Source organism: Burkholderia seminalis DSM 23518, from assembly GCF_902832885.1.
In the GTDB taxonomy this organism is placed as follows: Bacteria; Pseudomonadota; Gammaproteobacteria; order Burkholderiales; family Burkholderiaceae; genus Burkholderia; species Burkholderia seminalis.
The window spans coordinates 1,307,476-1,330,557 of sequence record NZ_CADFDK010000001.1; the positions used below are offsets into that span (position 1 = coordinate 1,307,476).

The 23,082-nt window shown below is 67.7% G+C and carries 23 protein-coding genes; 6 read left to right on the top strand and 17 right to left on the bottom strand.

What is annotated here, in order from left to right:
* Positions 1 to 2 precede the first annotated feature (2 nt).
* The 13 genes from HWX00_RS06060 to HWX00_RS06120 all read right to left on the bottom strand — a co-directional run bounded on the left by HWX00_RS06060 (position 3) and on the right by HWX00_RS06120 (position 11,170).
* Complete coding sequence (locus HWX00_RS06060; RefSeq protein WP_034186504.1) at positions 3 to 1,502, bottom strand: DegQ family serine endoprotease; 1,500 nt, start codon at positions 1,500 to 1,502, stop codon at positions 3 to 5.
* Positions 1,503 to 1,518: 16 nt separating this feature from the next.
* On the bottom strand, positions 1,519 to 2,571 hold the full coding sequence (locus tag HWX00_RS06065; protein WP_034186503.1) for a MucB/RseB C-terminal domain-containing protein: 1,053 nt from the start codon (positions 2,569 to 2,571) through the stop codon (positions 1,519 to 1,521).
* Between the two features lie 5 nt (positions 2,572 to 2,576).
* Complete coding sequence (locus HWX00_RS06070) at positions 2,577 to 3,194, bottom strand: sigma-E factor negative regulatory protein (protein WP_034186502.1); 618 nt, start codon at positions 3,192 to 3,194, stop codon at positions 2,577 to 2,579.
* Between the two features lie 86 nt (positions 3,195 to 3,280).
* Positions 3,281 to 3,880, bottom strand: a complete 600-nt coding sequence (gene rpoE / locus HWX00_RS06075) for an RNA polymerase sigma factor RpoE (RefSeq protein WP_006490873.1) — start codon at positions 3,878 to 3,880, stop codon at positions 3,281 to 3,283.
* A gap of 91 nt (positions 3,881 to 3,971) precedes the next feature.
* Entirely contained in the window at positions 3,972 to 4,436 is a 465-nt protein-coding gene (locus HWX00_RS06080) for a protein YgfX (RefSeq protein ID WP_175028365.1), read from the bottom strand.
* An 11-nt stretch (positions 4,437 to 4,447) separates the two neighbouring features.
* Positions 4,448 to 5,680 carry a beta-ketoacyl-ACP synthase II gene (gene fabF, locus HWX00_RS06085; protein WP_034186500.1) on the bottom strand — a complete coding sequence of 411 codons (1,233 nt, stop codon included), beginning with the start codon at positions 5,678 to 5,680 and terminating at the stop codon, positions 4,448 to 4,450.
* A 164-nt stretch (positions 5,681 to 5,844) separates the two neighbouring features.
* Positions 5,845 to 6,084, bottom strand: coding sequence for an acyl carrier protein (gene acpP, locus HWX00_RS06090; RefSeq protein ID WP_004197638.1), 240 nt, complete (start codon positions 6,082 to 6,084; stop codon positions 5,845 to 5,847).
* Positions 6,085 to 6,228: 144 nt separating this feature from the next.
* Positions 6,229 to 6,978 (bottom strand): 3-oxoacyl-ACP reductase FabG, encoded by a 750-nt coding sequence (fabG, locus tag HWX00_RS06095; protein WP_034186499.1) that lies wholly within the window; start codon positions 6,976 to 6,978, stop codon positions 6,229 to 6,231.
* A gap of 36 nt (positions 6,979 to 7,014) precedes the next feature.
* Positions 7,015 to 7,947 carry an ACP S-malonyltransferase gene (gene fabD, locus HWX00_RS06100; protein ID WP_175028364.1) on the bottom strand — a complete coding sequence of 311 codons (933 nt, stop codon included), beginning with the start codon at positions 7,945 to 7,947 and terminating at the stop codon, positions 7,015 to 7,017.
* An 83-nt stretch (positions 7,948 to 8,030) separates the two neighbouring features.
* Positions 8,031 to 9,020, bottom strand: a complete 990-nt coding sequence (locus HWX00_RS06105) for a beta-ketoacyl-ACP synthase III (RefSeq protein WP_034186497.1) — start codon at positions 9,018 to 9,020, stop codon at positions 8,031 to 8,033.
* The gene (plsX, locus tag HWX00_RS06110; RefSeq protein ID WP_034186496.1) at positions 9,021 to 10,127 is read right to left on the bottom strand and encodes a phosphate acyltransferase PlsX; all 1,107 of its coding nucleotides are present in this window, start codon (positions 10,125 to 10,127) and stop codon (positions 9,021 to 9,023) included.
* A gap of 129 nt (positions 10,128 to 10,256) precedes the next feature.
* Complete coding sequence (gene rpmF, locus HWX00_RS06115; protein WP_006051932.1) at positions 10,257 to 10,436, bottom strand: 50S ribosomal protein L32; 180 nt, start codon at positions 10,434 to 10,436, stop codon at positions 10,257 to 10,259.
* Between the two features lie 98 nt (positions 10,437 to 10,534).
* Positions 10,535 to 11,170, bottom strand: coding sequence for a DUF177 domain-containing protein (locus HWX00_RS06120; protein WP_034186495.1), 636 nt, complete (start codon positions 11,168 to 11,170; stop codon positions 10,535 to 10,537).
* A 230-nt stretch (positions 11,171 to 11,400) separates the two neighbouring features.
* On the opposite strand from HWX00_RS06120, the gene HWX00_RS06125 reads away from it, so the two are divergent.
* Positions 11,401 to 12,033: a Maf-like protein gene (locus HWX00_RS06125; protein WP_034186494.1), complete on the top strand. Its 633-nt coding sequence runs from the start codon at positions 11,401 to 11,403 to the stop codon at positions 12,031 to 12,033.
* On the top strand, positions 12,030 to 12,752 hold the full coding sequence (locus HWX00_RS06130) for an SAM-dependent methyltransferase (RefSeq protein WP_034186493.1): 723 nt from the start codon (positions 12,030 to 12,032) through the stop codon (positions 12,750 to 12,752). Before HWX00_RS06125 ends, HWX00_RS06130 begins: the two co-directional genes overlap by 4 nt.
* 61 nt (positions 12,753 to 12,813) lie before the next feature.
* Here the strand turns inward: HWX00_RS06130 and HWX00_RS06135 are convergent, their stop codons facing one another.
* Genes HWX00_RS06135 through HWX00_RS06150 form a run of 4 tightly spaced genes read right to left on the bottom strand, consistent with a single transcriptional unit; the run spans position 12,814 to position 15,886 of the window.
* Positions 12,814 to 13,806: a S49 family peptidase gene (locus HWX00_RS06135; RefSeq protein WP_049030457.1), complete on the bottom strand. Its 993-nt coding sequence runs from the start codon at positions 13,804 to 13,806 to the stop codon at positions 12,814 to 12,816.
* 12 nt (positions 13,807 to 13,818) lie between these two features.
* Positions 13,819 to 14,220: a Rieske (2Fe-2S) protein gene (locus HWX00_RS06140; protein WP_049030459.1), complete on the bottom strand. Its 402-nt coding sequence runs from the start codon at positions 14,218 to 14,220 to the stop codon at positions 13,819 to 13,821.
* Positions 14,217 to 14,876, bottom strand: coding sequence for an HAD-IA family hydrolase (locus tag HWX00_RS06145; RefSeq protein ID WP_049030461.1), 660 nt, complete (start codon positions 14,874 to 14,876; stop codon positions 14,217 to 14,219). Before HWX00_RS06145 ends, HWX00_RS06140 begins: the two co-directional genes overlap by 4 nt.
* 5 nt (positions 14,877 to 14,881) lie before the next feature.
* The gene (locus HWX00_RS06150; protein WP_034186489.1) at positions 14,882 to 15,886 is read right to left on the bottom strand and encodes an RluA family pseudouridine synthase; all 1,005 of its coding nucleotides are present in this window, start codon (positions 15,884 to 15,886) and stop codon (positions 14,882 to 14,884) included.
* 722 nt (positions 15,887 to 16,608) lie between these two features.
* Between HWX00_RS06150 and HWX00_RS06155 the strand changes: the two genes are divergently transcribed.
* The 4 genes from HWX00_RS06155 (at position 16,609) to moeA (ending at position 23,054) form a co-directional block, all read left to right on the top strand.
* The gene (locus HWX00_RS06155; protein WP_175028363.1) at positions 16,609 to 19,752 is read left to right on the top strand and encodes an Rne/Rng family ribonuclease; all 3,144 of its coding nucleotides are present in this window, start codon (positions 16,609 to 16,611) and stop codon (positions 19,750 to 19,752) included.
* 129 nt (positions 19,753 to 19,881) lie between these two features.
* On the top strand, positions 19,882 to 20,994 hold the full coding sequence (moaA, locus tag HWX00_RS06160; protein WP_034186487.1) for a GTP 3',8-cyclase MoaA: 1,113 nt from the start codon (positions 19,882 to 19,884) through the stop codon (positions 20,992 to 20,994).
* A gap of 29 nt (positions 20,995 to 21,023) precedes the next feature.
* A complete protein-coding gene (mobA, locus tag HWX00_RS06165; RefSeq protein WP_059560716.1) occupies positions 21,024 to 21,641 on the top strand; it encodes a molybdenum cofactor guanylyltransferase MobA in 618 nt (205 codons plus the stop codon).
* A gap of 114 nt (positions 21,642 to 21,755) precedes the next feature.
* Entirely contained in the window at positions 21,756 to 23,054 is a 1,299-nt protein-coding gene (moeA, locus tag HWX00_RS06170; protein ID WP_175028362.1) for a molybdopterin molybdotransferase MoeA, read from the top strand.
* Positions 23,055 to 23,082 lie beyond the last annotated feature (28 nt).

Below are 23,082 nucleotides of genomic sequence, written 5' to 3' on the forward strand. Positions count from 1 at the left end.
CGTTACTTCTGGCGCGGCCGCACGGGCACGAACTGCGTGTTGTCGCCACGCCGCACGAGCACCGCGACCGCCTTCTGCGGATCGAGCTGCGCCGTCACGTCGGCGAACTGCTTCGCGTTCGTGATGTCGGTGTCGCCGACGCGCAGCACGATGTCGCCGCGCTGCAGGCCCGCACGGGCAGCCGGGCCGTCGACGCCGTCGATCTGCACGCCGTTCTTCAGCTTCAGCGCCTTCATCTGGTCGGCCGTCAGGTCGCTCACCGTCAGACCGAGCGAATTGGTCTGGCGCGGCTTCTGCGGCGCGTTCTTGCGCTGTTCGGCCTTCGCCGTCGACTCGGCCGGCGTCTCCGCGATCGTGATCGGCAGATCGCGTGCCTGACCCTTGCGCCACACGCTGACCGTCGCCTTCGTGCCGGGCTTGGTGTCGCCGACCATGCGCGGCAGGTCCGACGCCGTGTCGACCGAACGGCCGTTGAACTTCAGGATAATGTCGCCCGGCTGGATGCCCGCCTTGTCGGCCGGGCCGCCCGGCTCGACGCTGCTGACGAGCGCGCCTTCGGCCTTCGGCAGCCCGATCGAGTCGGCCACGTCCTTCGTCACCTCGCCGATCGCCACCGCGATCCGGCCGCGCGTGACCTTGCCGGTCGCCTTCAGCTGGTCGGCCACGCGCATCGCCTCGTCGATCGGAATCGCGAACGAGATGCCCATGAAGCCGCCGGTACGGCTGTAGATCTGCGAATTGATGCCGATCACCTCGCCCTGCATGTTGATCAGCGGGCCGCCCGAGTTGCCGGGGTTCACGGCGACGTCGGTCTGGATGAACGGCAGATAGTCGCCCGTGTTGCGGCTCTTCGAGCTGACGATGCCGGCCGTCACCGTGTTGTCGAGGCCGAACGGCGAACCGATCGCGACGACCCACTCGCCGACGCGCACCTTGTTCGAATCGCCGATCGCGACGACCGGCAGGTTCGACGCCTGGATCTTCACGACCGCGACGTCCGTGCGGTCGTCCACGCCGATCAGCTTCGCCTTGAATTCGCGCTTGTCGGTCAGCGTCACGTAGATGGTGTCCGCATCGTCGACGACGTGCGCATTGGTCATCACGTAACCGTCGGCCGACACGATGAAGCCCGAGCCCACGCCACGGTTCTGCTCGGTGTCGGGCGGATTGTCCGGCGCCGGCGCGCTCTTCGGGTTGCTGCCGTTGCCGCCGCCGTTGCCGGGCGCCTGCGGCAGCGGAATGCCGAAGAAGCGCCGGAAGAATTCCGACATGTCGCCGTTGTCGAAGCCCGGCGGGAGCATCCCGCGCGGGCCGCTGTTGGTCGGCACGTTGGCGGTGGTCCGGATGTTCACGACGGCCGGCCCGACCTTTTCGACCAGGTCGGCGAAGTCGGGCAGGCTGGCAGCGGGAGCCGTCACGGCGAATGCGGTATGCGGCACGAGCGGCAGGCAGGCAGACAACGCCGCCGCCGCGAGCCATTTGCGCAGCGTGAGTTTCATCATGTCGGAAGCCGTAGCGTTACTTGGAAGCCTTGTATTCTATGGCAGACGCGAACTGCTGCAACGTGGCCGGCGGCACTTCGCCGAGCACGGTGATCCAGTAGTCGCCACGGCGCTTCACGAGAACGTGCGTCGCACCGGTGCTGCCCGCGCCTTCCTTGCGCGTATTCTTTTCGGCCGGCTCGATGAACACCGAGATCGTCGCGAGACCGTCGGTGAAGACGGCCTGATCGACCGCGATCGGCGGGTCGCCTGCATCGCGCGCGGCCATCGGCCGGCGCACTTCACGAATCTTCTGGAAGCCGGCAACGCTCGGTGCGAGCTGCCAGCCCTGCGCTTCCATGTCGACCGTCGCGACCGGCGGGCGCACGACCGTCCAGCCGCTCAGGTTGCGCATGCCGGCCGCGATCGCGGCCTTGTCGCCGTTCGCGCCCCCCGTCTGCAACTGGGAGAACGCAATCTGTTCGAGCACGTGATCGTTCGCATCGAGCGTCTGCGAACGCAGCAGCAGCCCGGTGCGCGCGTCGGCCCACAGCTTGTACGTGAAACGGTACGCATCCTTCGGCACGAGCTCGACGACCTGCGCGTCGATCCCGGCCACGCGGTCCTTGCCGAGCGACTTCGCGTCGTAGACCGACATCACGTGCTCGCCGCTCGCGCCGAGCAGCGCGGGGAACGAGTCGCGCGTCTGGCGGCGCTCGACCACGCACAGCTTGCGCTCGGGCACGAACGTGTACAGCTCGTCGTTATGCCGCAGCAGCTTGCGCGGCTTGCCGTCGAGCGTCTCGATTCGCTCGAACTCGCCATCGCGGGACGCGACGTGCGCGATGCGCGACGACTGGACATACCCGCCGCGCTGGTAGACGAACGTGCCTTCGTAACTCTGCTGCTGCGCCGCCTGCTGGACGCGGTCGAGCCAGTCCGCGGCGCCCTTGCGGGTCGCGACGGGATCGTCCGGTTGCTGGGCGCTGGCAGGAAGGGATTGAACGGACAACAGGGCGGCTGCGCAAAGCAGGAGGGCCGGCAGCCGCTTCCATCCGGAGATGGCGTGATTCAACTGCAATGTCCGCATCGGGTTTATTGGCCTGGCGTGGTGGTCACGGCTGCGCGGATCAGCGGCATCGAACCCGTGACGACGGGCTGCTGCGCGAATTGCTGGTGCGCTTCAAGATATTGGTCGAGGCTCGCGTCGCGAATGATGTTGACGTCCTGCAGGCCCGGCTGGGCCGATGCCTGCGCAACCGTCACGCGCTGCAGGTTGCCGCCTTGCTGCGCACCGGCCGATGCGACCTGGACGGCGCCCGGGGCACCGGCCGTCTGCATCTGCGGGACGACGATCCAAGTCAGCGTGGCCGCCGCGGCCGCGACCGCGAACGCGGGCACGACACGCCGGCGCAGCGACAGCAGCTTGCGCGCGACCGGCGCCGCCGCCGGCGCGAGCAGGTGCGGCTCGCTGTCGAGCGCAGCCGACATGCGCGCGGTGAACGCGACGCTCACGGCGGGCGACAGCGCGAGCTCGTCCGAGCGCAGCGCATCGCCGATCAGGTGGTAATGGGCCCACGCAGCGCGATCCGCGCGGTCGAGCTCAGCCAGAAACTGCCCGTGGTCCGGGCCATCGAACATTTCGCCGTCGACCAGCGCGGAAAGGCGCTCGCCGCGCGAGCACGCTTGCGATTGCGTATTGACCGACCCCATGATGCTCCCCATCTTGCACACCCCGTCGTGACTTCACGACTCTATCCGTAACTAGACCCCGACCCGCGTCGTTACGCCCATCGCGCTTACCAGCGCTTGCCTTCGGGCGTATCGAGCAGCGGACGCAACTTGGCAGCGATTGCTTCGCGCGCGCGGAAGATCCGCGACCGGACCGTCCCGATCGGACAGCCCATCATTTCCGCGATCTCTTCGTAGCTCAGGCCCTCGATCTCGCGCAGCGTGATTGCCTGGCGCAGTTCCTCGGGCAGCAGAGCCATTGCAGCGTTGACCGTCTCGGCAATCTGCTTGCTCATCAACATCGACTCAGGCGTGTTGATATCCCTTAGTTGGTCTGCGTCGGAGAAAGTTTCCGCTTCCTCTGCATCGGCCTCGGTCGAGGTCGGTGCCCGGCGGCCTTGCGTCGCAAGGTAGTTCTTGGCCGTATTGACGGCAATCCGGTACAACCACGTATAGAACGCCGATTCGCCGCGAAATTGCGGCAGCGCACGATACGCCTTGATGAACGCGTCCTGGGCCACATCCTCGACCTCGGCGGGATCCCGCACGAGGCGCGAGATCAGCCGAATGATCTTGCGGTGGTATTTGGAGACCAGGAGTTCGAACGCCGCCTTGTCGCCCTTCTGTACGCGCTCGACCAGAGCCTGATCGATTTCTTTTTCACTCACCTGACAAATCCGTTAACTAGGGATGCAACGCGGAGCGCTATTGTAGCGTTCCAGCGCCGGCCGCTGGTTACGGTCGGTAACCGTGCCGCGGTCATGCCCGCCCCGCCGCGCCCGCGGTTCTCGCCAGCACGGACAGCGCGCTGAACGATGCCGCGTCGAGCGCATCGGCCGGAATCAGCAGCGGCCGGGCCCGCCGGGCACCCTGCCCGACCGACAGCACCAGCAGCAGGCTGCTCCAGTGCGCATGGCCGGTCACGCGGCCACGGGCCAGCAGCCGCCCGGTGCGGCCAAACGCCGCAATCTCCCCGAATGCATCGATCCGCAGCTCGGCCGGCAGCCGGCGCGCACCGGCCCGCGCCGCGCACACGGCCAGCAGCGCGGCCGTCGCGGCCGACACGCATGCGCCGGCGACGGCGCCCGCGCGCGGCGCCCAGAACAGATAGGCCGACGCGGCAGCCGATGCGACGAACACGGCCAGCACGAGATACGAGACAGCCGAGGCCCGCAACGCAAAGCGCTGCGGGCGCCCGGCCGGCATGTCGAATGGACTCGTCAAGCGATTCAGCGTCAGACGCGCTTGAACACCAGCGTGCCGTTGGTCCCGCCGAAGCCGAAGTTGTTCTTCACGGCGACGTCGATCTTCATGTCCCGCGCGGTGTTCGCGCAGTAATCGAGATCGCACTCGGGGTCCTGGTTGAAGATGTTGATGGTCGGCGGCGACACGTTGTTGTGCAGCGCCAGCACCGTGAACACCGATTCGAGGCCGCCCGCGCCGCCCAGCAGGTGGCCCGTCATCGACTTCGTCGAGTTCACGACGAGCTTGTACGCGTGCTCGCCGAAGGCCGCCTTCACCGCGTCGGACTCGTTCTTGTCGCCCAGCGGGGTCGACGTGCCGTGCGCGTTCAGGTACTGGACCTCGTCCGCGTTCATGCCGGCGTCGCGCAGTGCCGCGACCATGCAGCGGCGCGGGCCGTCCATGTTCGGCGCGGTCATGTGGTACGCGTCGCCCGTCATGCCGAAGCCCGAGACTTCCGCATAGATCTTCGCGCCGCGCGCCTTCGCCGCCTCGTACTCCTCGAGCACCATCACGCCGGCACCCTCGCCCAGCACGAAGCCGTCGCGGTCCTTGTCCCACGGACGCGAGGCGCTGGCCGGATCGTCGTTGCGGGTCGACAGCGCACGCGCCGCCGCGAAACCGCCGATGCCGAGCGGCGACACCGTCGATTCGGCACCGCCCGCGACCATTACGTCGGCGTCGCCGGCCTGGATCAGGCGCGCGGCGAGGCCGATGCTGTGCAGGCCGGTCGTGCAGGCCGTCACGGCCGCGAGGTTCGGGCCCTTCAGGCCGAACATGATGCTCAGGTGGCCCGAGATCATGTTGATGATCGAACCCGGCACGAAGAACGGCGAAATCCGGCGTGCGCCGCGATCGACGTAGGTCTGGTGCGTGTCTTCGATCATCGGCAGGCCGCCGATGCCGGAACCGACCAGCACGCCGATGCGTTCCGCGTTGGCTTCGTTCACTTCCAGCCCGCTGTCCCGGATGGCCTGGACGCCGGCGGCGATGCCGTAATGGATGAACGTATCCATGTTCCGGGCTTCCTTCGCCGGAATGTACTCCTCGGCGCTGAAACCCTTCACTTCGCCCGCGAAATGGCAGGCGAGGTTCGACGCATCGAACTTCGTGACGGTGGCGATACCGGACTTGCCGGCGACGAGATTGGCCCAGCCGTCGGCAACATTATTGCCAACAGGCGAAATCAGCCCCAGGCCTGTAACAACAACACGACGGCGGCTCACGGTAACCTCTTTTCCATTATTGGATGACAAAAACAAAAGCCACAGTGGCCACAGGAACCAGCCCTGCGAGCCCTGTGGCTGTTAGTCCGTCCGGCGCGAAGCCGGCAGGATGGCGCGTCAATCGCGAAGATCGCGGCGACGTGGCGGACAAGCGCGAAAGGCGCTTACGCCTTGACGTTTGCGCGAGCGTAGTCGATCGCTTGCTGAACGGTCGTGATCTTCTCTGCTTCTTCGTCCGGGATTTCCATGCCGAACTCGTCTTCCAGAGCCATCACCAGTTCGACCGTGTCGAGCGAGTCGGCGCCCAGGTCGTTCACGAACGAAGCTTCGTTCTTGATCTCGGCTTCCGCGACGCCCAGTTGCTCAGCGACGATCTTCTTGACACGTTGTTCGATGTTGTCCATTACCCCTCCGAGGGAAAGTTCAGATTTACAAGTGCGCGCATTTTATCAGGTTTGCTGACGCCAAAACGCGCGTTGGCTTGATGGTCGATCAAGCGCCTATCCGCCTGAAAATCGGGATACGGCGCGGATGGTAAACGAAAACCGTTACGACATGTACATGCCGCCGTTCACGTGCAGCGTCGTGCCGGTGATATAACCGGCCTGCGGCGATGCGAGGAACGCGACGGCATGGGCGATGTCCTCCGGGCTGCCGAGGCGGCCAAGCGGAATCTGGGTCTTGAGCGCGGCCTGCTGTTCTTCCGGCAGCGTCTTCGTCATGTCGGTATCGATGAAGCCCGGCGCGACGCAGTTCACGGTGATGCCGCGGCTGCCGATCTCGCGCGCGAGCGCACGCGTCATGCCCGCCACGCCTGCCTTCGCGGCCGCGTAGTTGACCTGACCCGGGTTGCCGGCCGAACCGACCACCGACGTGATGTTGATGATCCGGCCGCCGCGCGCCTTCATCATCGGGCGCAGCACCGCGCGCGACAGGCGGAACACCGATTTCAGGTTGGTGTCGATCACCGCGTCCCAGTCCTCGTCCTTCATCCGCATCGCGAGCTGGTCCTGCGTGATGCCCGCGTTGTTGACGAGCACGTTCAGCGCGCCGAATTCCTTCACGGTCGCATCGATCAGCGCCTCGGCGGCCGCTGCGTCGTTGACGTTCAGCACCGCGCCGCGACCCGTGACGCCCGCCTCGGCGAATGCCGCGCTGATCGCGGCGGCGCCCGATTCGCTCGTCGCCGTGCCGATCACCGTCGCGCCCAGGCGCGCCAGTTCGAGCGCGATCGAACGGCCGATGCCGCGCGACGCGCCGGTCACGATCGCGACCTGTTTATCGAGAGTCTTTTCCATGAATCGAATATCCGTTTCTTGAAAAAAGGCGCCGCGTCAGGCGGTCACCAGCTTGAGGGCTTCGTCGAGCGATGCCGGATCGAACACCGACGCACCGGTCAGGTTGCCGTCGATGCGCTTCGTCAGGCCGGCGAGCACCTTGCCCGGACCGCATTCGATCACGTGCGTGACGCCGGTGCCGGCGATGTGCCGCACGCACTCGACCCAGCGCACCGGGCCCGCGGCCTGGCGCACCAGCGCGTCCTTGATCGCGGCCGGATCGTTGATCACGGCCACGTCGATGTTGTTGACGACCGGAATCTGCGGCGCCTTCACGTCGACGTTCGCGAGGTAGTCGCGCAACTGGTCCGACGCCGGCTTGAGCAGCGACGAATGGAACGGCGCCGACACCGGCAGCGGCAGCGCGCGCTTCGCGCCCTTCGCCTTCGCGATCTCGCACGCCTTTTCGACCGCGGCCTTGCTGCCCGCGATCACGACCTGCGCGGGCGCATTGAAGTTCACCGCTTCGACGACGCCCGCTTCCGCGGCTTCGGCACACACCGCGCGCACAGTGTCGTCGTCAAGGCCCAGGATCGCGGCCATGCCGCCCTGGCCGACCGGCACGGCCGTCTGCATCGCCTGCGCACGGAAGCGCACGAGCGGCACCGCGTCCTTGAACGCCAGCGCACCCGCGGCGACGAGCGCCGTGTACTCGCCGAGGCTGTGGCCGGCGACGATCGACGGCGCCGGGCCGCCTGCCTGCTGCCACGCGCGGTAGCACGCGTAGGCGGCGGTCAGCATCACCGGCTGCGTATTGGTGGTCAGGTTCAGCTCTTCGGCCGGGCCTTCGGCGATCAGCTTGCCGAGATCCTGATTGAGTGCATCGGACGCTTCCTGAAGCGTCTCGCGCACGACGGCCAGATCGGCGAATGCGTTGAGCATGCCGATCGCCTGCGAGCCCTGCCCCGGAAAAACGAATGCAAATTTCATATCGTCCCCAATTGAATCGATTCGGACGGCGCGCACGAACGGCGCGCCGGTGGGATCCGCGCGCAGCGGTCGCGCGCCGCGGATCAGAAGCGGAAGACCGACGCGCCCCAGGTGAAGCCGCCGCCGACGCCTTCGATCAGCACGTGCTGGCCACGCTGGATGCGGCCGTCGCGCACCGCGGTGTCGAGCGCCAGCGGGATCGACGCGGCCGACGTGTTGCCGTGCTGGTCGACCGTCACGACCATGCGCTCCTGCGGCAGGCCGAGCTTGCGGCAGGTGCTGGTCATGATGCGGATGTTGGCCTGGTGCGGAATCAGCCAGTCGATCTGTTCGGGCGCGAGATTCGCCTTGGCGAGCGCCTCGATCGCGACCTTTTCGAGCACGTTGACCGCGAGCTTGAACACGGCCTGCCCGTCCATGTACAGGAACGCGCTGCCCTCGATCACGCCGCGGTTGACGTTGCCCGGCGTGCAGAGGATGTGCGAATAGCTGCCGTCGGCATGCAGCGCGCTGCCCAGCACGCCCGGCTCCTCCGATGCGGACAGGATCACCGCGCCCGCGCCGTCGCCGAACAGCACGCAGGTCGTGCGGTCCTTGAAGTCGAGAATGCGCGAGAACGTCTCCGCGCCGACCACGAGCGCCGTACGGTGCTGGCCGCTGCGGATGAAGCTGTCGGCCGTTGCCATCGCGTACGCAAAGCCCGAGCACACGGCCTGCACGTCGAACGCCGCGCCGCCGTTCTTGATGCCGAGCTTGTTCTGCAACAGGCACGCGGTGCTCGGGAACACGAAATCGGGGGTCGAAGTCGCGACGATGATCAGGTCGATCGACTGCGGATCGACACCGGCCGCCTCGATCGCACGGCGCGACGCCTCGAGCGCGAGATCGCTCGTCGTGACGTCGGGCGCGGCGAAATGGCGCGCATGGATGCCCGTGCGCGCAACGATCCATTCATCGCTCGTCTCGATGCCTTCCTTCGCAAGACGATCGGTCAACTGCTGGTTCGTGACGCGGTCGGGCGGCAGGTAGCTGCCCGTGCCGAGCACGCGGGAATAGAGAGTCGATTGGGCCATTTATGCTTTAGAGGATTGCGCAGCGGAAGGTTCGGCGTGTTGGCCTGCGGCCGGGCTTGCCTGGCCCGCGCCACCCGCGTCGTGTTCGCCATCGCCGAGCGACACTGAATTATCCGCCATCGCGCGCGCGAGGCGCTCCAGCACGCCGTTTTTGACGGCATCATACCCGCGTTTGATCGCCCACTCAAACGCGTACGCGTCGGCCGAACCGTGGCTCTTGATCACGAGGCTCTTCAGCCCCAGCAACGCCGCGCCGTTGTACTGGCGGTGGTCGACGCGCTTCTTGAAACGCATCAGCACCGGCAGCGCGAGCAGCGCCATCAGCTTCGACATCAGCGAACGGCCGAACTCCTCGCGGATGATGTCGGACAGCATCTGCGCGAGTCCTTCCGACGTCTTCAGCGCGACGTTGCCGACGAAGCCGTCGCACACGATCACGTCGACGGTGCCCTTGTAGATGTCGTTGCCTTCCACGTTGCCGCGGAAATTGAGCGTGCTGGCGCGCAGCAGCTCGCCCGCGCGCTTGATCGTCTCGTTGCCCTTGATGACCTCCTCGCCGATGTTCAGCAGGCCGATCGTCGGACGCTCCTTGCCTTCGAGCGCCGCCACGAGCGCGTGCCCCATCTCCGCGAACTGCAGCAGGTGCTGCGGTTCGCAGTCGACGTTCGCGCCGAGGTCCAGCATCATCGTGTAGCCGGTCGGGTTCGGCAGCGCGAACGCGATCGCGGGCCGCTCGATGCCGGGCAGCGTCTTGAGTACGTAACGGGAAACGGCCATCAGCGCGCCGGTATTGCCGGCGGAGATGCAGGCCTGCGCCGCGCCATCCTTGACGTGATTGAGCGCGACACGCATCGAAGAATCCTTCTTCTTGCGCAGCGCCACTTCGACAGGGTCGTCCATCGCCACGACTTCGGTGGCGGGAACGATGGTCAGCGCGGGATCGTCGAGGGCTTTCAGCTTCTTCAGCTGAGCGCGGATCGCGCTTTCGATGCCGACGAGCATCAGGTGCGCATCGGGATGCGCGCGGACGAACTTGACTGCCGCGGGAACGGTCACGGACGGGCCGTGGTCGCCTCCCATGCAATCGATTGTGAGCTTTACGGTCATGGAATGTGACGAATTTCAGGCACAAAAAAGCGGCAGTAGAATGTCGCCTTTTTGTTGCGCCAGGAAAGTGTCAAGCGAACCAGTTGTCACGCGAACGGCAAACGTAGCGCGCAACGCGTGACTTGACGCTTAGTCGTTCTTCGTCTTGACGACTTTCTTGCCGCGGTAGTAGCCGTTCGGGCTGACGTGGTGACGCAGGTGCACTTCACCCGTGCTCGGCTCGACTGCCAGCGGCGCTGCCGTCAGGAAATCGTGCGAACGATGCATGCCGCGCTTCGACGGCGACTTCTTGTTTTGCTGGACTGCCATGACTAACTCCTAAATAATTTTCCGGATTCTAACACAGCCCGATCCGGCGCTTAACTACCCTGGCCCAAAGCCCTTACGCCTTCCCGCGCCACAACTGCTTAGTGTTTCTTGTTGCCGTCACCGCCCTTCTTCAACGCTTCCAGCGCTGCGAACGGATTCGGCCGCTTGCCTTCGTCCCCGGCTTCGTCGGACTCTTCGTCCGACTCTTCCGCGGGACCGCTCGCACCCGACACGAGGCTTTCGTGAACTGCCGGGCAAACCTCGTGCTTGGGCACGAGCGGCAACGAAAGCAGCAATTCCTCTTCGATCAAGTCGACGAGATCGAACTGGCGTGAGCCCACGATCACATCGGCTTCATCGTCGTCGAGCGGAAATTCTTCAGCTTCTTCTTCGGTCGCGACGATCCGGTACGTCATGTCGACGTCGAACGTCTGGTCGTACGGCGTCATGCAGCGCTGGCACGTGAGCCACGCATGGCCATGCACCGCGAGGCGCAGGTACGGCTGCTGACCGTCGGCGCCGTCGTCCTGCAGTTCCTTCTGCGTGAACCCTTCCGCCTGCCATGTGAAGACCGTGTCGCGATCTGGCGCGTCCGCCGGCACTTCGTTTAACATGCGCGGCAGTTGCGAGAGATGCACCGCACCGGCTGCCTGCCGCCCGCTGCGGGCGAACTCGAACAGGTCGACCGCGCGCGGATCGAGCGCCGCCGCAGGTTTGCCAGAAGAAGTGTTCATGTGCGCTCCCGCCTACAGGCTGACTTGCGGATCCGGCTTGGTACCGCTCGCGTACGGCTCATCCGCGGATGACGTACTTTACTTCCGAAGACCCGGCAGGCGCCACCACCGCGGAAGCCTGCCGACGAAAAGCGGGAAAGCATACCTGTTTTACCTTTTGCGGTCAATCACTTAAGCTTGCGTCCGCGCAACGCCGCGCCACACCTGAAGACTCACCGATCCAACCGACCATGCCGGATACCGTTTGCCGCCCGCCGCGGCTGATTCTCGCCTCCAGTTCCCGCTACCGCCGCGCGCTCCTCGAGCGCCTCGGCGTGCCGTTCGACGTCGTGTCGCCCGACCTCGACGAGACCCCGCTCGACGGCGAAACCCCGGCCGCGACCGCACTGCGCCTCGCCGGTGCGAAAGCGCGCGCCGTCGCCGCGACGATCGACGCACCCGATGGCGTGCTCGTGATCGGGTCGGACCAGGTCGCGACCTTCGACGGCCTTCAGATCGGCAAGCCCGGCACGCACGAGCGCGCGCTCGCGCAGCTCGTGTCGATGCAGGGCCGCGCGGTCGAATTCCACAGCGCGCTGTGCCTGTACGACAGCCGCACGGGCGAAGCGCAGGTCGAGGACGTCGTCACGCACGTACGCTTCCGCTCGCTGCCCGAAGCCGAACTCGACGCGTACCTGCGCGCGGAAACCCCGTACGACGTCGCCGGCAGCGCGAAATCCGAAGGGCTCGGCATCGCGCTGCTCGACGCGATCGACTCAGACGACCCGACCGCGCTGGTCGGCCTGCCGCTGATCGCGCTCACGCGGATGCTGCGCGCCGCCGACTACCCGCTGTTTGCAACCACCCGTGGAGACCGCGCATGACCGCCGGCACGCTTTACCTCGTCCCGAACACGCTCGGCGAAGGCGACGAATCGATGCTTGCCGCCGTGCTGCCCGCCGCCGTCCAGGCGCGCGCCGGCACGCTCGGCTATTACATCGGCGAGAACGCGAAAACGACGCGCGCGTTTCTGAAGAAGATCGGCACGACCCGCCCGATCCAGGAAATCGAGATCAGCGAGCTGAACGTCAATACGCCGGCCGGCGCCATCGACCGGCTGCTCGCGCCGATCCTGGCCGGCGCGGACGCCGGCCTCGTGTCGGAAGCCGGTTGCCCGGCCGTCGCCGATCCCGGCGCGCTGCTGGTGCGCCGCGCGCACGAGCGCGGCGTGAAGGTCGTGCCGCTCGTCGGGCCGAGTTCGATCCTGCTCGCCTTGATGGCGTCGGGCCTGAACGGCCAGAGCTTCGCGTTCAACGGCTACCTGCCGGTCGATGCGGCCGCGCGCGCGAAACGGCTGCGCGAACTCGAGCAACTGTCGCGCAAGGCGCGCCAGACGCAGATCTTCATCGAAACGCCGTACCGGAATCACGCGATGCTCGACACGCTGATCGCGACCTGCGCGCCGTCGACGCAGATTTGCGTCGCGGCCGACCTGACCCTCGCGACCGAAACGATCGCGAGCCGCACCGTGACCGACTGGAAAAAGGCGCCCGCGCCGAATCTGCACAAGCGTCCCGCCATCTTCCTGCTGCTCGCGAACTGACGCGTCAGCCGGCACAAGCCGGTGGCACGAAGGCGGGCCGTCGCGGCCCGCCGCCAGCCGGTCAGCGCAGGCTGACCGACGCGCCGCCGGCCGTCAGCGCCTTCATCGCGGCGCCGCCGACGGCCGCGCCGAACTTGCGCGCGACGCGGTTCGTCAGGCTTTCCTTCACCGTGTAATCGACGAGGTCCGGCGCCTTCAGCACGTCGCGCGCGACCGTGTCGGTGGTGCCGTAGCCGTCGGCGAGCCCGAGCTCGACGCTCTTCTCGCCCGTCCAGAACAGCCCCGAGAACAGGTCGGGCGTCTCGTGCAGCCGCTTGCCGCGGCCATCCTTCACGGCCTTGATGAACTGCGCGTGCACCTGGTCGAGCAGCGCCTGCGCGTGCGCGTCCATCTTCGGCGTCTCCGGCGAGAACGGATCGTAGAAGCCCTTGTTTTCACCCGACGTATGCAGGCGGCGCTCGACGCCGAGCTTGCCCATCAGCCCGGTGAAGCCGAAACCGTCCATCAGCACGCCGATCGACCCGACGATGCTCGCCTTGTCGACGAAGATCTTGTCGGCCGCGGCCGCGATGTAATAGCCGCCCGATGCGCACATGTCGGTCACGACGACGTACAGCGGCTTGTCCGGATGCTTCGCGCGCAGCCGCCGGATCTCGTCGTAGACCATCCCGGCCTGCACGGGGCTGCCGCCCGGGCTGTTGATCCGCAGCACGACACCGACCGTGCCGTCGTCGTCGAACGCGGCGTCGAGCGCCGTGTTGATGTCCTCGGCGTTCGCGTTGACGCCGGCCGCGATCTCGCCGTCGATCGTCACGAGCGCCGTGTGCCGCCCGCTCGACGAGAACTTCGAATCGCTCGAGAAATCGATCAGCGCGAACGCAAGCAGCACGAACACGCCGAGAAACGCGAAGCGGAAGAAGATTTTCCAGCGCCGCGCCGCGCGCTGCTCCTTGACGGCCGCGAGCGCGATCCGTTCGAGCGCCGCGCGCTCCCAGTTCGGTTCACGGCTGTCGGGACGGGAGGAGGATTCCGGGGAATTCGGTTGGTCGGCCATGCAGTGGTGTCGTCAGTCGGTCGTGGCGGAAGTGGCGGGATGCAGGTCGGCATCCGGCACCCAGAATACCGCACGGCCGTCGGGCGTGTCCCGTTCGTCGACCTCGACCGGGCGCAAGCGGCCGCCGCGGCACGGGCCGCCGACACACTTGCCGGTATCCGGCGCATAGATCGCGCCGTGCGTCGCGCACATCAGGTAAAGGCCCGACGACTCGAAGAACTGCCCTTCGGCCCAGTCGAGCTCCATCGGCACATGCGCGCAGCGGTTCAGGTAGCCGTACGCGCGGCCGTCGTAGCGCACGAAGAACACGACGGCCTGCTCGCCGCGCAGCGTCGCGTCGACGCGCACGCCGGCGCCGCCGTCGGCCAGCGCATCCGATGCGCACACGCGCACGGCGTCCGGCGCCGCGCTCATGCGTGCTCCCTCAGCCATTCGGCCAGCGCACCGACATCGGGCGCGACGAAGCGAGGCGCGAGCGCCGCCAGCGCATCGGCCGTATGCGCGCCATACGCGACACCGACACCGGCCGCCCCGGCGCTCGCGGCCATCTGCAGGTCGTGCGTCGTATCGCCGATCATCACGGTGCGCGCCAGATCCTGCCCCAATTCTCGCGACAATTCGTGCAGCATCGCCGGGTGCGGTTTCGAGAACGTCTCGTCCGCGCAGCGCGTCGCGTCGAACAGGCTCGTCAGCTTCGACTGGTCGAGCACGCGGTTCAGCCCCACCCGCCCCTTGCCGGTCGCCACCGCGAGCAGGTAGCCCGTGTCGCGCAGCTCGGCAAGCAGTTCGCGCACGCCGGCGAACAGCTCGATGCGCTGGTCGTCGAGCAGATAGTGATAGCGGTAGCGCTCGGCGAGCCTCGCGTACTCGGACGGATCGAGGGTCGGAGCGGTAATCTGCAGCGCGTCGCGCAGGCCGAGGCCGATCACGTAGCGCGACGCCTCGTCGGACGGCGTGGGAAGGCCGAGATCGCGGCACGCGGCCTGGATGCTGTGCGCGATGTGCGCAGTCGAATCCATCAGCGTGCCGTCCCAGTCGAAGACGATCAGGTCAAATTGCTGTCGAGCCATGCGGTTCAGGCGGTATCGCGCAGTGCGCTGAGTTGATCGAGGAAGCGCCGGCATTCGTCCGGCAGCGGCGCGTCGAACTGCAGCGCCTCGCCGGTCAGCGGATGCGCAAGCCGCAGCCGGTGCGCATGCAGGAACATCCGCTTCAGTGACGGTTGCGCGTTCGCGCGCGCCAGCGCCTTGTTCAGTGCGAAATCGCCATACTTGGCGTCGCCGGCGATCGGCAGGCCGAGATGCGCGAGGTGCACGCGGATCTGATGGGTCCGACCCGTTTTGAGTTCCGCCTCGACGAGCACATAGTCGGACCAGCGGTCGACGAGGTTGAACACCGTATGGGACGCCAGCCCGTCGTCCTGCACGCGCACGCGGCGCTCCCCTTCCGGGGTCGAATACTTGAACAGCGGCGCCTTGACCGCGCGGCGGCGGCCCCAGTCGGGCTGCCATTCGCCGTGCGCGCACGCGAAGTAACGCTTGTCCATCCGGTTCTCGCGGATCTGTTCGTGCAGGCCGACCAGCGCCGTGCGCTTTTTCGCGAGCATCAGGATCCCGGACGTCTCGCGGTCGAGCCGGTGCACGAGTTCGAGGAATTTCGCGCGCGGGCGCGCCTGGCGCATCTGCTCGATCACGCCGAACGCGACGCCGCTGCCGCCGTGCACGGCGACGCCGGCCGGCTTGTCGATGACGAGCATCGCGTCGTCCTCGTACAGCACGTCGAAATTCGCGGGCGGCACGACCGGCGTGTCGGCGCGCGCCAGGTCGGCTGCCGCCACCCGTACGGGCGGCACGCGGACGATGTCGCCCAGCGCCAGGCGGTACTGCGCATCGATCCGGCCCTTGTTCACGCGCACTTCGCCGCTGCGGAGGATCCGGTAAATATGGCTTTTCGGCACGCCTTTACAGACGCGCAACAGGAAGTTGTCGATACGCTGACCGGCCGAGTTTTCGTCGATCTCGATCATCGATACCTGGCCGCTTGCGACCGAATTCTGGGATATTTTGCCTAACTCATTCATACTGAATATAATTTTGCCCAGCCTGACGTTGTGGGTGGCCTGACCGGCCGGCCCCGGCTGAATCGGGCAAGGCGCAAGCGCAAACCGTTATTTTACTTGCGCCGGGGGTCCGCTGCTCACCCCTAATCAAAGAGATGCAGCAAGTTGCACGCACGGCGCCGCCCGTCGGCAAGGATCGCGCCCACAGGCGGATTCGGTCGGCAAGGCGCCGCGGTAACGGAAAGTTGGTTGAAAAGAATTTGATCGGCAGCCCGACGGCGCGAAGTGCGTCCGCAGGCTGCCGGTTGCGAAAATTACGGCGTTGCGCCCGATTTGGTCCCGCGAAGCGTGCGGGACTTGGCGACGTCAAACCAGGGAAGTACACCCCAAGCGGGAAAGTCGGGCTGGATTCGATACTCCCCGCTGCGGCCCAAGCCGCAGCATCTGCCGCCCGTCGGCGCGCGCGACGCATTGTGCGCGCCCGTGGCAATGCCCGGACTCAGGCTTAGCGCGCTTTTGCAGCGTGCGGTGTGTGAACGCCGTGCTTTGAAGCCGTATTCGCAGGTGCCCTATGGCCGCCGGCTCCGTCTTTCGGGCCCAAGCGCCTCTTCAGGCAATTCTCCCCGCCATCGTTCCCGCTCCAGCGTGCTCGTGACAACACAACAAGGTGCGGCCTGCCGTCGTTCCCGCCCTCGCGACTGACAACCGCGAGGCGCCGGCAGCGGAGCCGCCTGGAGCCGTTCATGAAACGCATGCTGTTCAATGCGACGCAGCAGGAGGAGCTGCGCGTCGCCATCGTCGATGGGCAAAAGCTCATCGACATCGACATCGAGACAGCCGGGCGCGAACAGCGCAAAGGCAATATCTACAAAGGTGTCATCACCCGTATCGAGCCTTCGCTCGAGGCGTGCTTCGTCAACTACGGCGAAGACCGCCACGGCTTCCTGCCGTTCAAGGAAGTCGCCCGCCAGTACTTCAAGGAAGGCATCGACATGCGCTCCGCGCGCATCCAGGATGCCCTGCGCGAAGGCCAGGAGCTGATCGTCCAGGTCGAGAAGGAAGAGCGTGGCAACAAGGGCGCCGCCCTCACCACCTTCATCTCGCTCGCCGGCCGTTACCTCGTGCTGATGCCGAACAATCCGCGCGGCGGCGGCGTGTCGCGCCGGATCGAGGGCGACGAGCGCCAGGAACTGCGCGAAACGATGGCGCAACTGCAGATCCCGGACGGCATGAGCATGATCGCCCGTACCGCGGGCATCGGCCGCAGCGCCGAGGAACTGCAGTGGGACCTGAACTACCTGCTGCAGCTGTGGCGCGCGATCGAAGCGGCGTCGCAAAGCGGCAATGCCGGCCAGCCGATGCTGATCTATCTGGAATCGAGCCTCGTGATCCGCGCGATCCGGGACTATTTCCAGCCCGATATCGGCGAAATCCTGATCGACACGACCGAGATCCACGATCAGGCCCGTGCGTTCATGGATATCGTGATGCCGGACAACGTGTCGAAGGTGAAGCGCTACCACGACGACGTGCCGCTGTTCTCGCGCTTCCAGATCGAGCATCAGATCGAAACCGCGTACTCGCGTACGGTGCCGCTGCCGTCGGGCGGCGCGATCGTGATCGACCACACCGAAGCGCTCGTCGCGATCGACGTGAACTCGGCGCGCGCGACCAAGGGCGCGGACATCGAGGAAACGGCGACCCGCACGAACCTCGAAGCGGCCGACGAAGTCGCCCGCCAGCTACGCCTGCGTGACCTCGGCGGCCTGATCGTGATCGATTTCATCGACATGGAATCGGCGAAGAGCCAGCGTGAAGTCGAGCAGCGCCTGAAAGATGCGCTCAAGCACGACCGGGCGCGCGTGCAGATGGGCAAGATCTCCCGCTTCGGCCTGATGGAGCTGTCGCGCCAGCGCCTGCGTCCGGCCCTGTCGGAAGGCAGCCACGTGACCTGCCCGCGCTGTAACGGCACCGGCCACATCCGCGATACCGAATCGTCCGCGCTGCAGGTCCTGCGGATCATTCAGGAAGAAGCGATGAAGGAAAACACCGCGGCGATCCACTGCCAGGTGCCGGTCGAGGTGACCGCCTTCCTGCTCAACGAAAAGCGTCAGGAAATCAACAAGATCGAGTCGCGCTTCAAGGTCGGCATCGTGCTGATCCCGAACAAGCACCTCGATACGCCGCACTATAAGCTCGAGCGCCTGCGTCACGACGATGCGCGCCTCGACGATCCGCGCGCGTCGTGGAAGATGGCCGAGGAAGCCGCCCGCGAACTCGAGTCGGAAACCGGCTACAGCAAGCGCGCCGCGGAAGTAAAGCCGAAGCAGGAAGCCGCGGTCAAGGGCATCACGCCCGAGCGTCCGGCCCCGAGCCCGGCGCCGCAGCGCCCGGTCGAACCGGTGGCCGCGCCCGCCCCGGCTGCCCCTGTCGCCGCGGCAAGCGGCGGCTTCATCGGCTGGCTGAAGGGCCTGTTCGGCGTCGCGCCGGCACCGGCGCCCGCACCGGTTGCTCCGGCACCGGCGAAGGAGCAGGCGGCCCGTCCGGCCCGCGAGCGGACCGAAAAGACCGAGCAGCGCGGCGGCGATCGCAATCGCAACCGCCGCGGCGGCGCGCAGCAGGCGCAAGGCGGCCGCGATCAGGCAGCGGCAGGCCGTGGCCAGCCGCAACGCCAGGAACGCGAAGGCAAGGAAGTGCGCGAACCGCGTGAAGGCCGTGAGCCGCGCGAGGGCCGTGAGCTGCGTGAAGGTCGCGAAGGTCGCGAAGGTCGCGAAGGTCGTGAGGGCCGCGAAGGTCGCGAGGGCCGTGGCCCGCGCGAAGGCCGCGAGCCGCGTGAAAGCCGTGAGCCGCGCGAACCGCGCGAGAACCGCGAACCGCGCGAGCGTGCCGAGCAGGCGGACGCCGTCGAGGCAACCGGCCGCGGCGAGCGCCAGGAACGCGGCGAGCGTCGCGAGCGCGGCGAGCGCCGCAAGCCGACCCAGCATGCGGCCACGCTCGAGACCGTCAACCGCGGTGAAAACCACCCGGAACCGGAAGACGACAAGGCCGTTGCGGAGGCCCTGCCCGGCGCCGATCTGGCAGCCGATGCGGAAGCCGTCGCGCGCGACGGCGAAGAGCGCCGTCGTCGCCGTCGCGGCCGCCGCGGCGGTCGTCGTGAGCGCGAAGAAGACGGCACGGTCGTCGACCAGGCCGAGCAAGGCGCGGATGGCGAAGGCGCCGTGCAAGCCGTGACGCCGGCGGCACCGGCCGCTGTCGAACCGGCCCACACGGCCGCGCCGGCAGTCGTCGCAGCCGTGGCAAGCGCGGTCGTCGTGGAAGCAGTCGTCGAGCAGCATGCTGCTCCGGCCACTGTCGAAACCCCGGCGCCGGCACCCGTCGAAGCGGCTCCGGTCGAGCCGGCCGTCGCCGTGCAGGTCGCGGAACCGGCGCCGGTTGCACCGGCCGTCGTCGCCGAAGCCGGTCCGGCTCCGGTCGCGGTTTCGCCGACCGACGCGTTCGAAGTGCCGGCAGTCCCGGCCGCGGCCCCGGTCGCTGTCGAGGCGCCGCAGCCGGCGCCCGTCGAGCAAGCCGCGCCGGCCGTAGCGATCGAAGCCGCTCCGGTGGCAGTCGAACCGGCACCGGTCGCCGTTGCGCCGGTCGAGGTCGCCGCCGCACCGGCGCCGGCAGCCGCTCCCGCGCAACCGGCAGCCGCGCCCGCTTCGGCGAGCCTGGACGCCGTGCTGGAGCAAGCCGGCCTCGTCTGGGTGAACACGGACGCCGGCAAGCTCGCTGCCGCGCAGGAAGCCGCGTCGCAGCTCCCGCGCCCGGCCCGCGTGCCGCGCGAACGCAAGGTGCTGCCGCCGGCCGATACGGCCCCGATGCAGCAGGTCGAAACGACGCATCACTAAGTCGCATCGCCCGACCAGGAAAAGCCCGCCTCCGGCGGGCTTTTTCATGTCCGCGCTGCGGGTTTCCGCCCACCGGACCCGCCGGCCGCTTGCGGCTAAAATGGAGGTCTGATTCGCACTTCTTTCAACATGTCCCGACGCATCATTCCCCTCGCCGACGTCAGCGGGATGCCGGACGTCTCCGGCGTCGCGCATGCCCCCGACGGCACGCTGGCCGACACGCTCGCCAGGCCGCTGCGCGACCTGCGCATTTCGGTGACGGACCGCTGCAACTTCCGTTGCGTGTACTGCATGCCGCGCGCGGTCTTCGACAAGGACTACCCGTTCCTGCCGCACAGCGCCCTGCTCACGCACGAGGAGATCGAGCGCGTGGCGCGACTCTTTGTCGCACACGGCGTCGAGAAGATCCGCATCACGGGCGGCGAGCCGCTGCTGCGCAAGAATCTCGAATTCCTGATCGAGCGCCTCGCGCGCCTGACGACGCACGCCGGCCGCCCGCTCGACCTGACGCTGACCACCAACGGCTCGCTGCTCGCGCGCAAGGCGCGTGCGCTGAAGGACGCCGGGCTCACACGCGTGACGGTCAGCCTCGACGCGCTCGACGACGCGCTGTTCAAGCGCATGAACGATGCCGAGTTCGCGAGTGCCGACGTGCTCGACGGCATCTTCGCCGCGCAGGCGGCCGGCCTCGCGCCGGTCAAGGTCAACATGGTGGTGAAGCGCGGCACCAACGACAGCGAGATCCTGCCGATGGCCGAGCGTTTCCGCGGCACCGGCGTGGTCCTGCGCTTCATCGAATACATGGACGTCGGCACGTCGAACGGCTGGAACATGACCGAGGTGCTGCCGTCGGCCGACGTCGTCGCGCGGATCGCCGAACATTTCCCGCTGGTGCCGCTCGACGCGCACACGGCGGCCGAAACCGCGCAACGCTGGGGTTATGCGGACGGCAGCGGCGAGATCGGCGTGATCTCGAGCGTCACCCAGGCCTTTTGCGGGGACTGCACGCGCGCGCGGCTGTCGACCGAAGGCAAGCTGTACCTGTGCCTGTTCGCGTCGACGGGTCACGACCTGCGCGCGCTCGTGCGCGGCGGCGCGACCGACGCCGAGATCGCGACCGCGATCGCCCGCATCTGGCAGGCCCGCACCGATCGCTATTCGCAGCTGCGTGGCAGCGCATCGGCCGAGGCCATGCCCGACGGCACCGGCAAGCGTGTCGAAATGTCGTATATCGGCGGCTGACGCACGCCGCCCCGTTCCGCTTTCGCGCGATGCCCGCTTCCGCCTCCCCCTCGATCGCCGGCCTGCTGCTCGCAGGCGGGCGCGCCACGCGCATGGACGGCGTCGACAAGGGCCTGCAGTTGCTCGACGGCACGCCGCTCGCGCTGCATGTGCTGCGCCGGCTGTCGCCGCAGGTCGACGAGACGCTGATCAGCGCGAATCGCCACGCCGATCGCTATGCCGAGCTCGGCGCGCCGTTCGGCGCGCGCATCGTCGCGGACGACACAACCGACTTCCCCGGTCCGCTCGCGGGCCTGCTCGCCGGCATGCGGGTGGCGCGCGCGCCGCTCGTCGCGTGCTCGCCGTGCGATACGCCCTACCTGCCCGCCGACCTCGTCGCGCGGCTGCACGCGGCGCTCGACGCGCAACAGGCCGACATCGCGATGGCCGTGACCGTCGATGCGCAGCAGGCGCGCTCGCCGCAACCGACGTTCGCGCTGCTGCGCACGTCGCTGGCCGACGATCTGGCCGCCCGGCTCGCGGCCGGCGACCGCAAGGTGCGTGCGTGGTACGCACGCCACAAGACGGTCGAAGTCGAGTTTCGCGACGAGCGTGCGTTTTACAATGCCAATTCCTGGCAGGATCTCGCCGCGCTGGCCCGTCGCTGACGGCGCGTCCGTGCCGCTCCCGCCCGGTGCCCGCCGCACGCGACACTCGCGCCCAGGCACCCTCCTCGCGCCACCGGCCACGAACCCGATACGCCTTGCGGCGCAGTCCGACTGATGATCACGCAATCCTCGCCCGCCTCCCGAGCCGCACCCGATTCCGATGCCCCGCTGTCGCTCGCCGACGCACAGGCACTCGCGTGCCGTTTCGCGGCGCCGGTCGACGCGTGCGACACGGTGATGCTGCGTGATGCGCTCGACCGCGTGCTCGTGGCTGACGTGAACGCACCGTTCGACATTCCCGCGTACGACAACTCGGCGATGGACGGCTACGCATTCGACGGCAGCGCCGGCGCGCCCGCGACGCCGCAGGGCGACATCGCGATGACGGTCGCCGGCACCGCGTTCGCGGGTCATCCGTTCGATGGCGCCGTGGCAGCCGGCTCGTGCGTGCGCATCATGACGGGCGCGCCGATGCCGGCCGGATGCGACACGGTGATTCCGCAGGAACGCGTGCGCATCGACGGCGACACGATCCGTTTCGGCGCGCACGAAGTCTCGCGCGGCGCGAACTGCCGCAAGGCCGGCGAGGATCTCGCGCGCGGCGCCTGTGCGCTCGCCGCGGGCCGCATTCTGCGCCCGTCGGATCTCGGCCTGCTCGCCTCGTTCGGCGTCACCGACGTCACGGTGCGCCGCCGCGTGCGCGTCGCCGTGTTCTCGACCGGTGACGAGCTGCGCGAACCCGGTGAACCGCTCGCCCGCGGCGCGCTGTACGACAGCAATCGCGGCATGCTGATCGCGATGCTGGAAAGGCTGCATGTCGACGCGCTCGATCTCGGGATCGTTCGCGACGACCCGGCCGCGCTCGAAGCCGCGTTGCGCGACGCCATCGACGTGCAGGCCGACGCGGTGATCACGTCGGGCGGCGTCTCGGTCGGGGAAGCCGACTTCACGCGTGACGTGATGGCAAAACTCGGCGACGTGACGTTCGCGAGCCTCGCGCTGCGGCCCGGCCGGCCGCTCGCCTGCGACACGCTCGCGCGTGCGGCCGGCGGCACCGGTCACGCGCTCTTCTTCGGGCTGCCCGGCAATCCGGTCGCGTCGGCCGTGACGTTCTACGCGATCGTGCGCCCGGCGCTGCTGACGCTGGCCGGCGCGCGGACGCCGCCGCCGGCGACGTACCCGGCGCTCAGCACGCAGGCATTGAAGAAGCGCCCCGGCCGCACCGAATACCTGCGCGGCATCGCGACACGCTCCGCCGACGGCCGCTGGCACGTCACGCCGGCCGGCTCGCAGAGTTCCGCCTCGTTGAGCGGCCTCGCGGCCGCCAACTGTTTCATCGTCCTGGGCCACGATACCGCGGCAGTCGACGCGGGCACCCCGGTCGACATCCTGCCGCTCGACGGCCTGATCTGAATTCCACTATCGGTATATTTCTACGGGG

Excerpts from the sequence above, each read along its gene's own strand:
- HWX00_RS06060 (WP_034186504.1), bottom strand. The coding sequence starts at position 1,502 with ATGATGAAACTCACGCTGCGCAAATGGCTCGCGGCGGCGGCGTTGTCT.
- HWX00_RS06065 (WP_034186503.1), bottom strand. The coding sequence starts at position 2,571 with ATGCGGACATTGCAGTTGAATCACGCCATCTCCGGATGGAAGCGGCTG.
- HWX00_RS06070 (WP_034186502.1), bottom strand. The coding sequence starts at position 3,194 with ATGGGGTCGGTCAATACGCAATCGCAAGCGTGCTCGCGCGGCGAGCGC.
- acpP (WP_004197638.1), bottom strand. The coding sequence starts at position 6,084 with ATGGACAACATCGAACAACGTGTCAAGAAGATCGTCGCTGAGCAACTG.
- fabG (WP_034186499.1), bottom strand. The coding sequence starts at position 6,978 with ATGGAAAAGACTCTCGATAAACAGGTCGCGATCGTGACCGGCGCGTCG.
- fabD (WP_175028364.1), bottom strand. The coding sequence starts at position 7,947 with ATGAAATTTGCATTCGTTTTTCCGGGGCAGGGCTCGCAGGCGATCGGC.
- HWX00_RS06105 (WP_034186497.1), bottom strand. The coding sequence starts at position 9,020 with ATGGCCCAATCGACTCTCTATTCCCGCGTGCTCGGCACGGGCAGCTAC.
- plsX (WP_034186496.1), bottom strand. The coding sequence starts at position 10,127 with ATGACCGTAAAGCTCACAATCGATTGCATGGGAGGCGACCACGGCCCG.
- rpmF (WP_006051932.1), bottom strand. The coding sequence starts at position 10,436 with ATGGCAGTCCAGCAAAACAAGAAGTCGCCGTCGAAGCGCGGCATGCAT.
- HWX00_RS06120 (WP_034186495.1), bottom strand. The coding sequence starts at position 11,170 with ATGAACACTTCTTCTGGCAAACCTGCGGCGGCGCTCGATCCGCGCGCG.
- HWX00_RS06125 (WP_034186494.1), top strand. The coding sequence starts at position 11,401 with ATGCCGGATACCGTTTGCCGCCCGCCGCGGCTGATTCTCGCCTCCAGT.
- HWX00_RS06130 (WP_034186493.1), top strand. The coding sequence starts at position 12,030 with ATGACCGCCGGCACGCTTTACCTCGTCCCGAACACGCTCGGCGAAGGC.
- HWX00_RS06135 (WP_049030457.1), bottom strand. The coding sequence starts at position 13,806 with ATGGCCGACCAACCGAATTCCCCGGAATCCTCCTCCCGTCCCGACAGC.
- HWX00_RS06140 (WP_049030459.1), bottom strand. The coding sequence starts at position 14,220 with ATGAGCGCGGCGCCGGACGCCGTGCGCGTGTGCGCATCGGATGCGCTG.
- HWX00_RS06145 (WP_049030461.1), bottom strand. The coding sequence starts at position 14,876 with ATGGCTCGACAGCAATTTGACCTGATCGTCTTCGACTGGGACGGCACG.
- HWX00_RS06150 (WP_034186489.1), bottom strand. The coding sequence starts at position 15,886 with ATGAATGAGTTAGGCAAAATATCCCAGAATTCGGTCGCAAGCGGCCAG.
- HWX00_RS06155 (WP_175028363.1), top strand. The coding sequence starts at position 16,609 with ATGAAACGCATGCTGTTCAATGCGACGCAGCAGGAGGAGCTGCGCGTC.
- moaA (WP_034186487.1), top strand. The coding sequence starts at position 19,882 with ATGTCCCGACGCATCATTCCCCTCGCCGACGTCAGCGGGATGCCGGAC.
- mobA (WP_059560716.1), top strand. The coding sequence starts at position 21,024 with ATGCCCGCTTCCGCCTCCCCCTCGATCGCCGGCCTGCTGCTCGCAGGC.
- moeA (WP_175028362.1), top strand. The coding sequence starts at position 21,756 with ATGATCACGCAATCCTCGCCCGCCTCCCGAGCCGCACCCGATTCCGAT.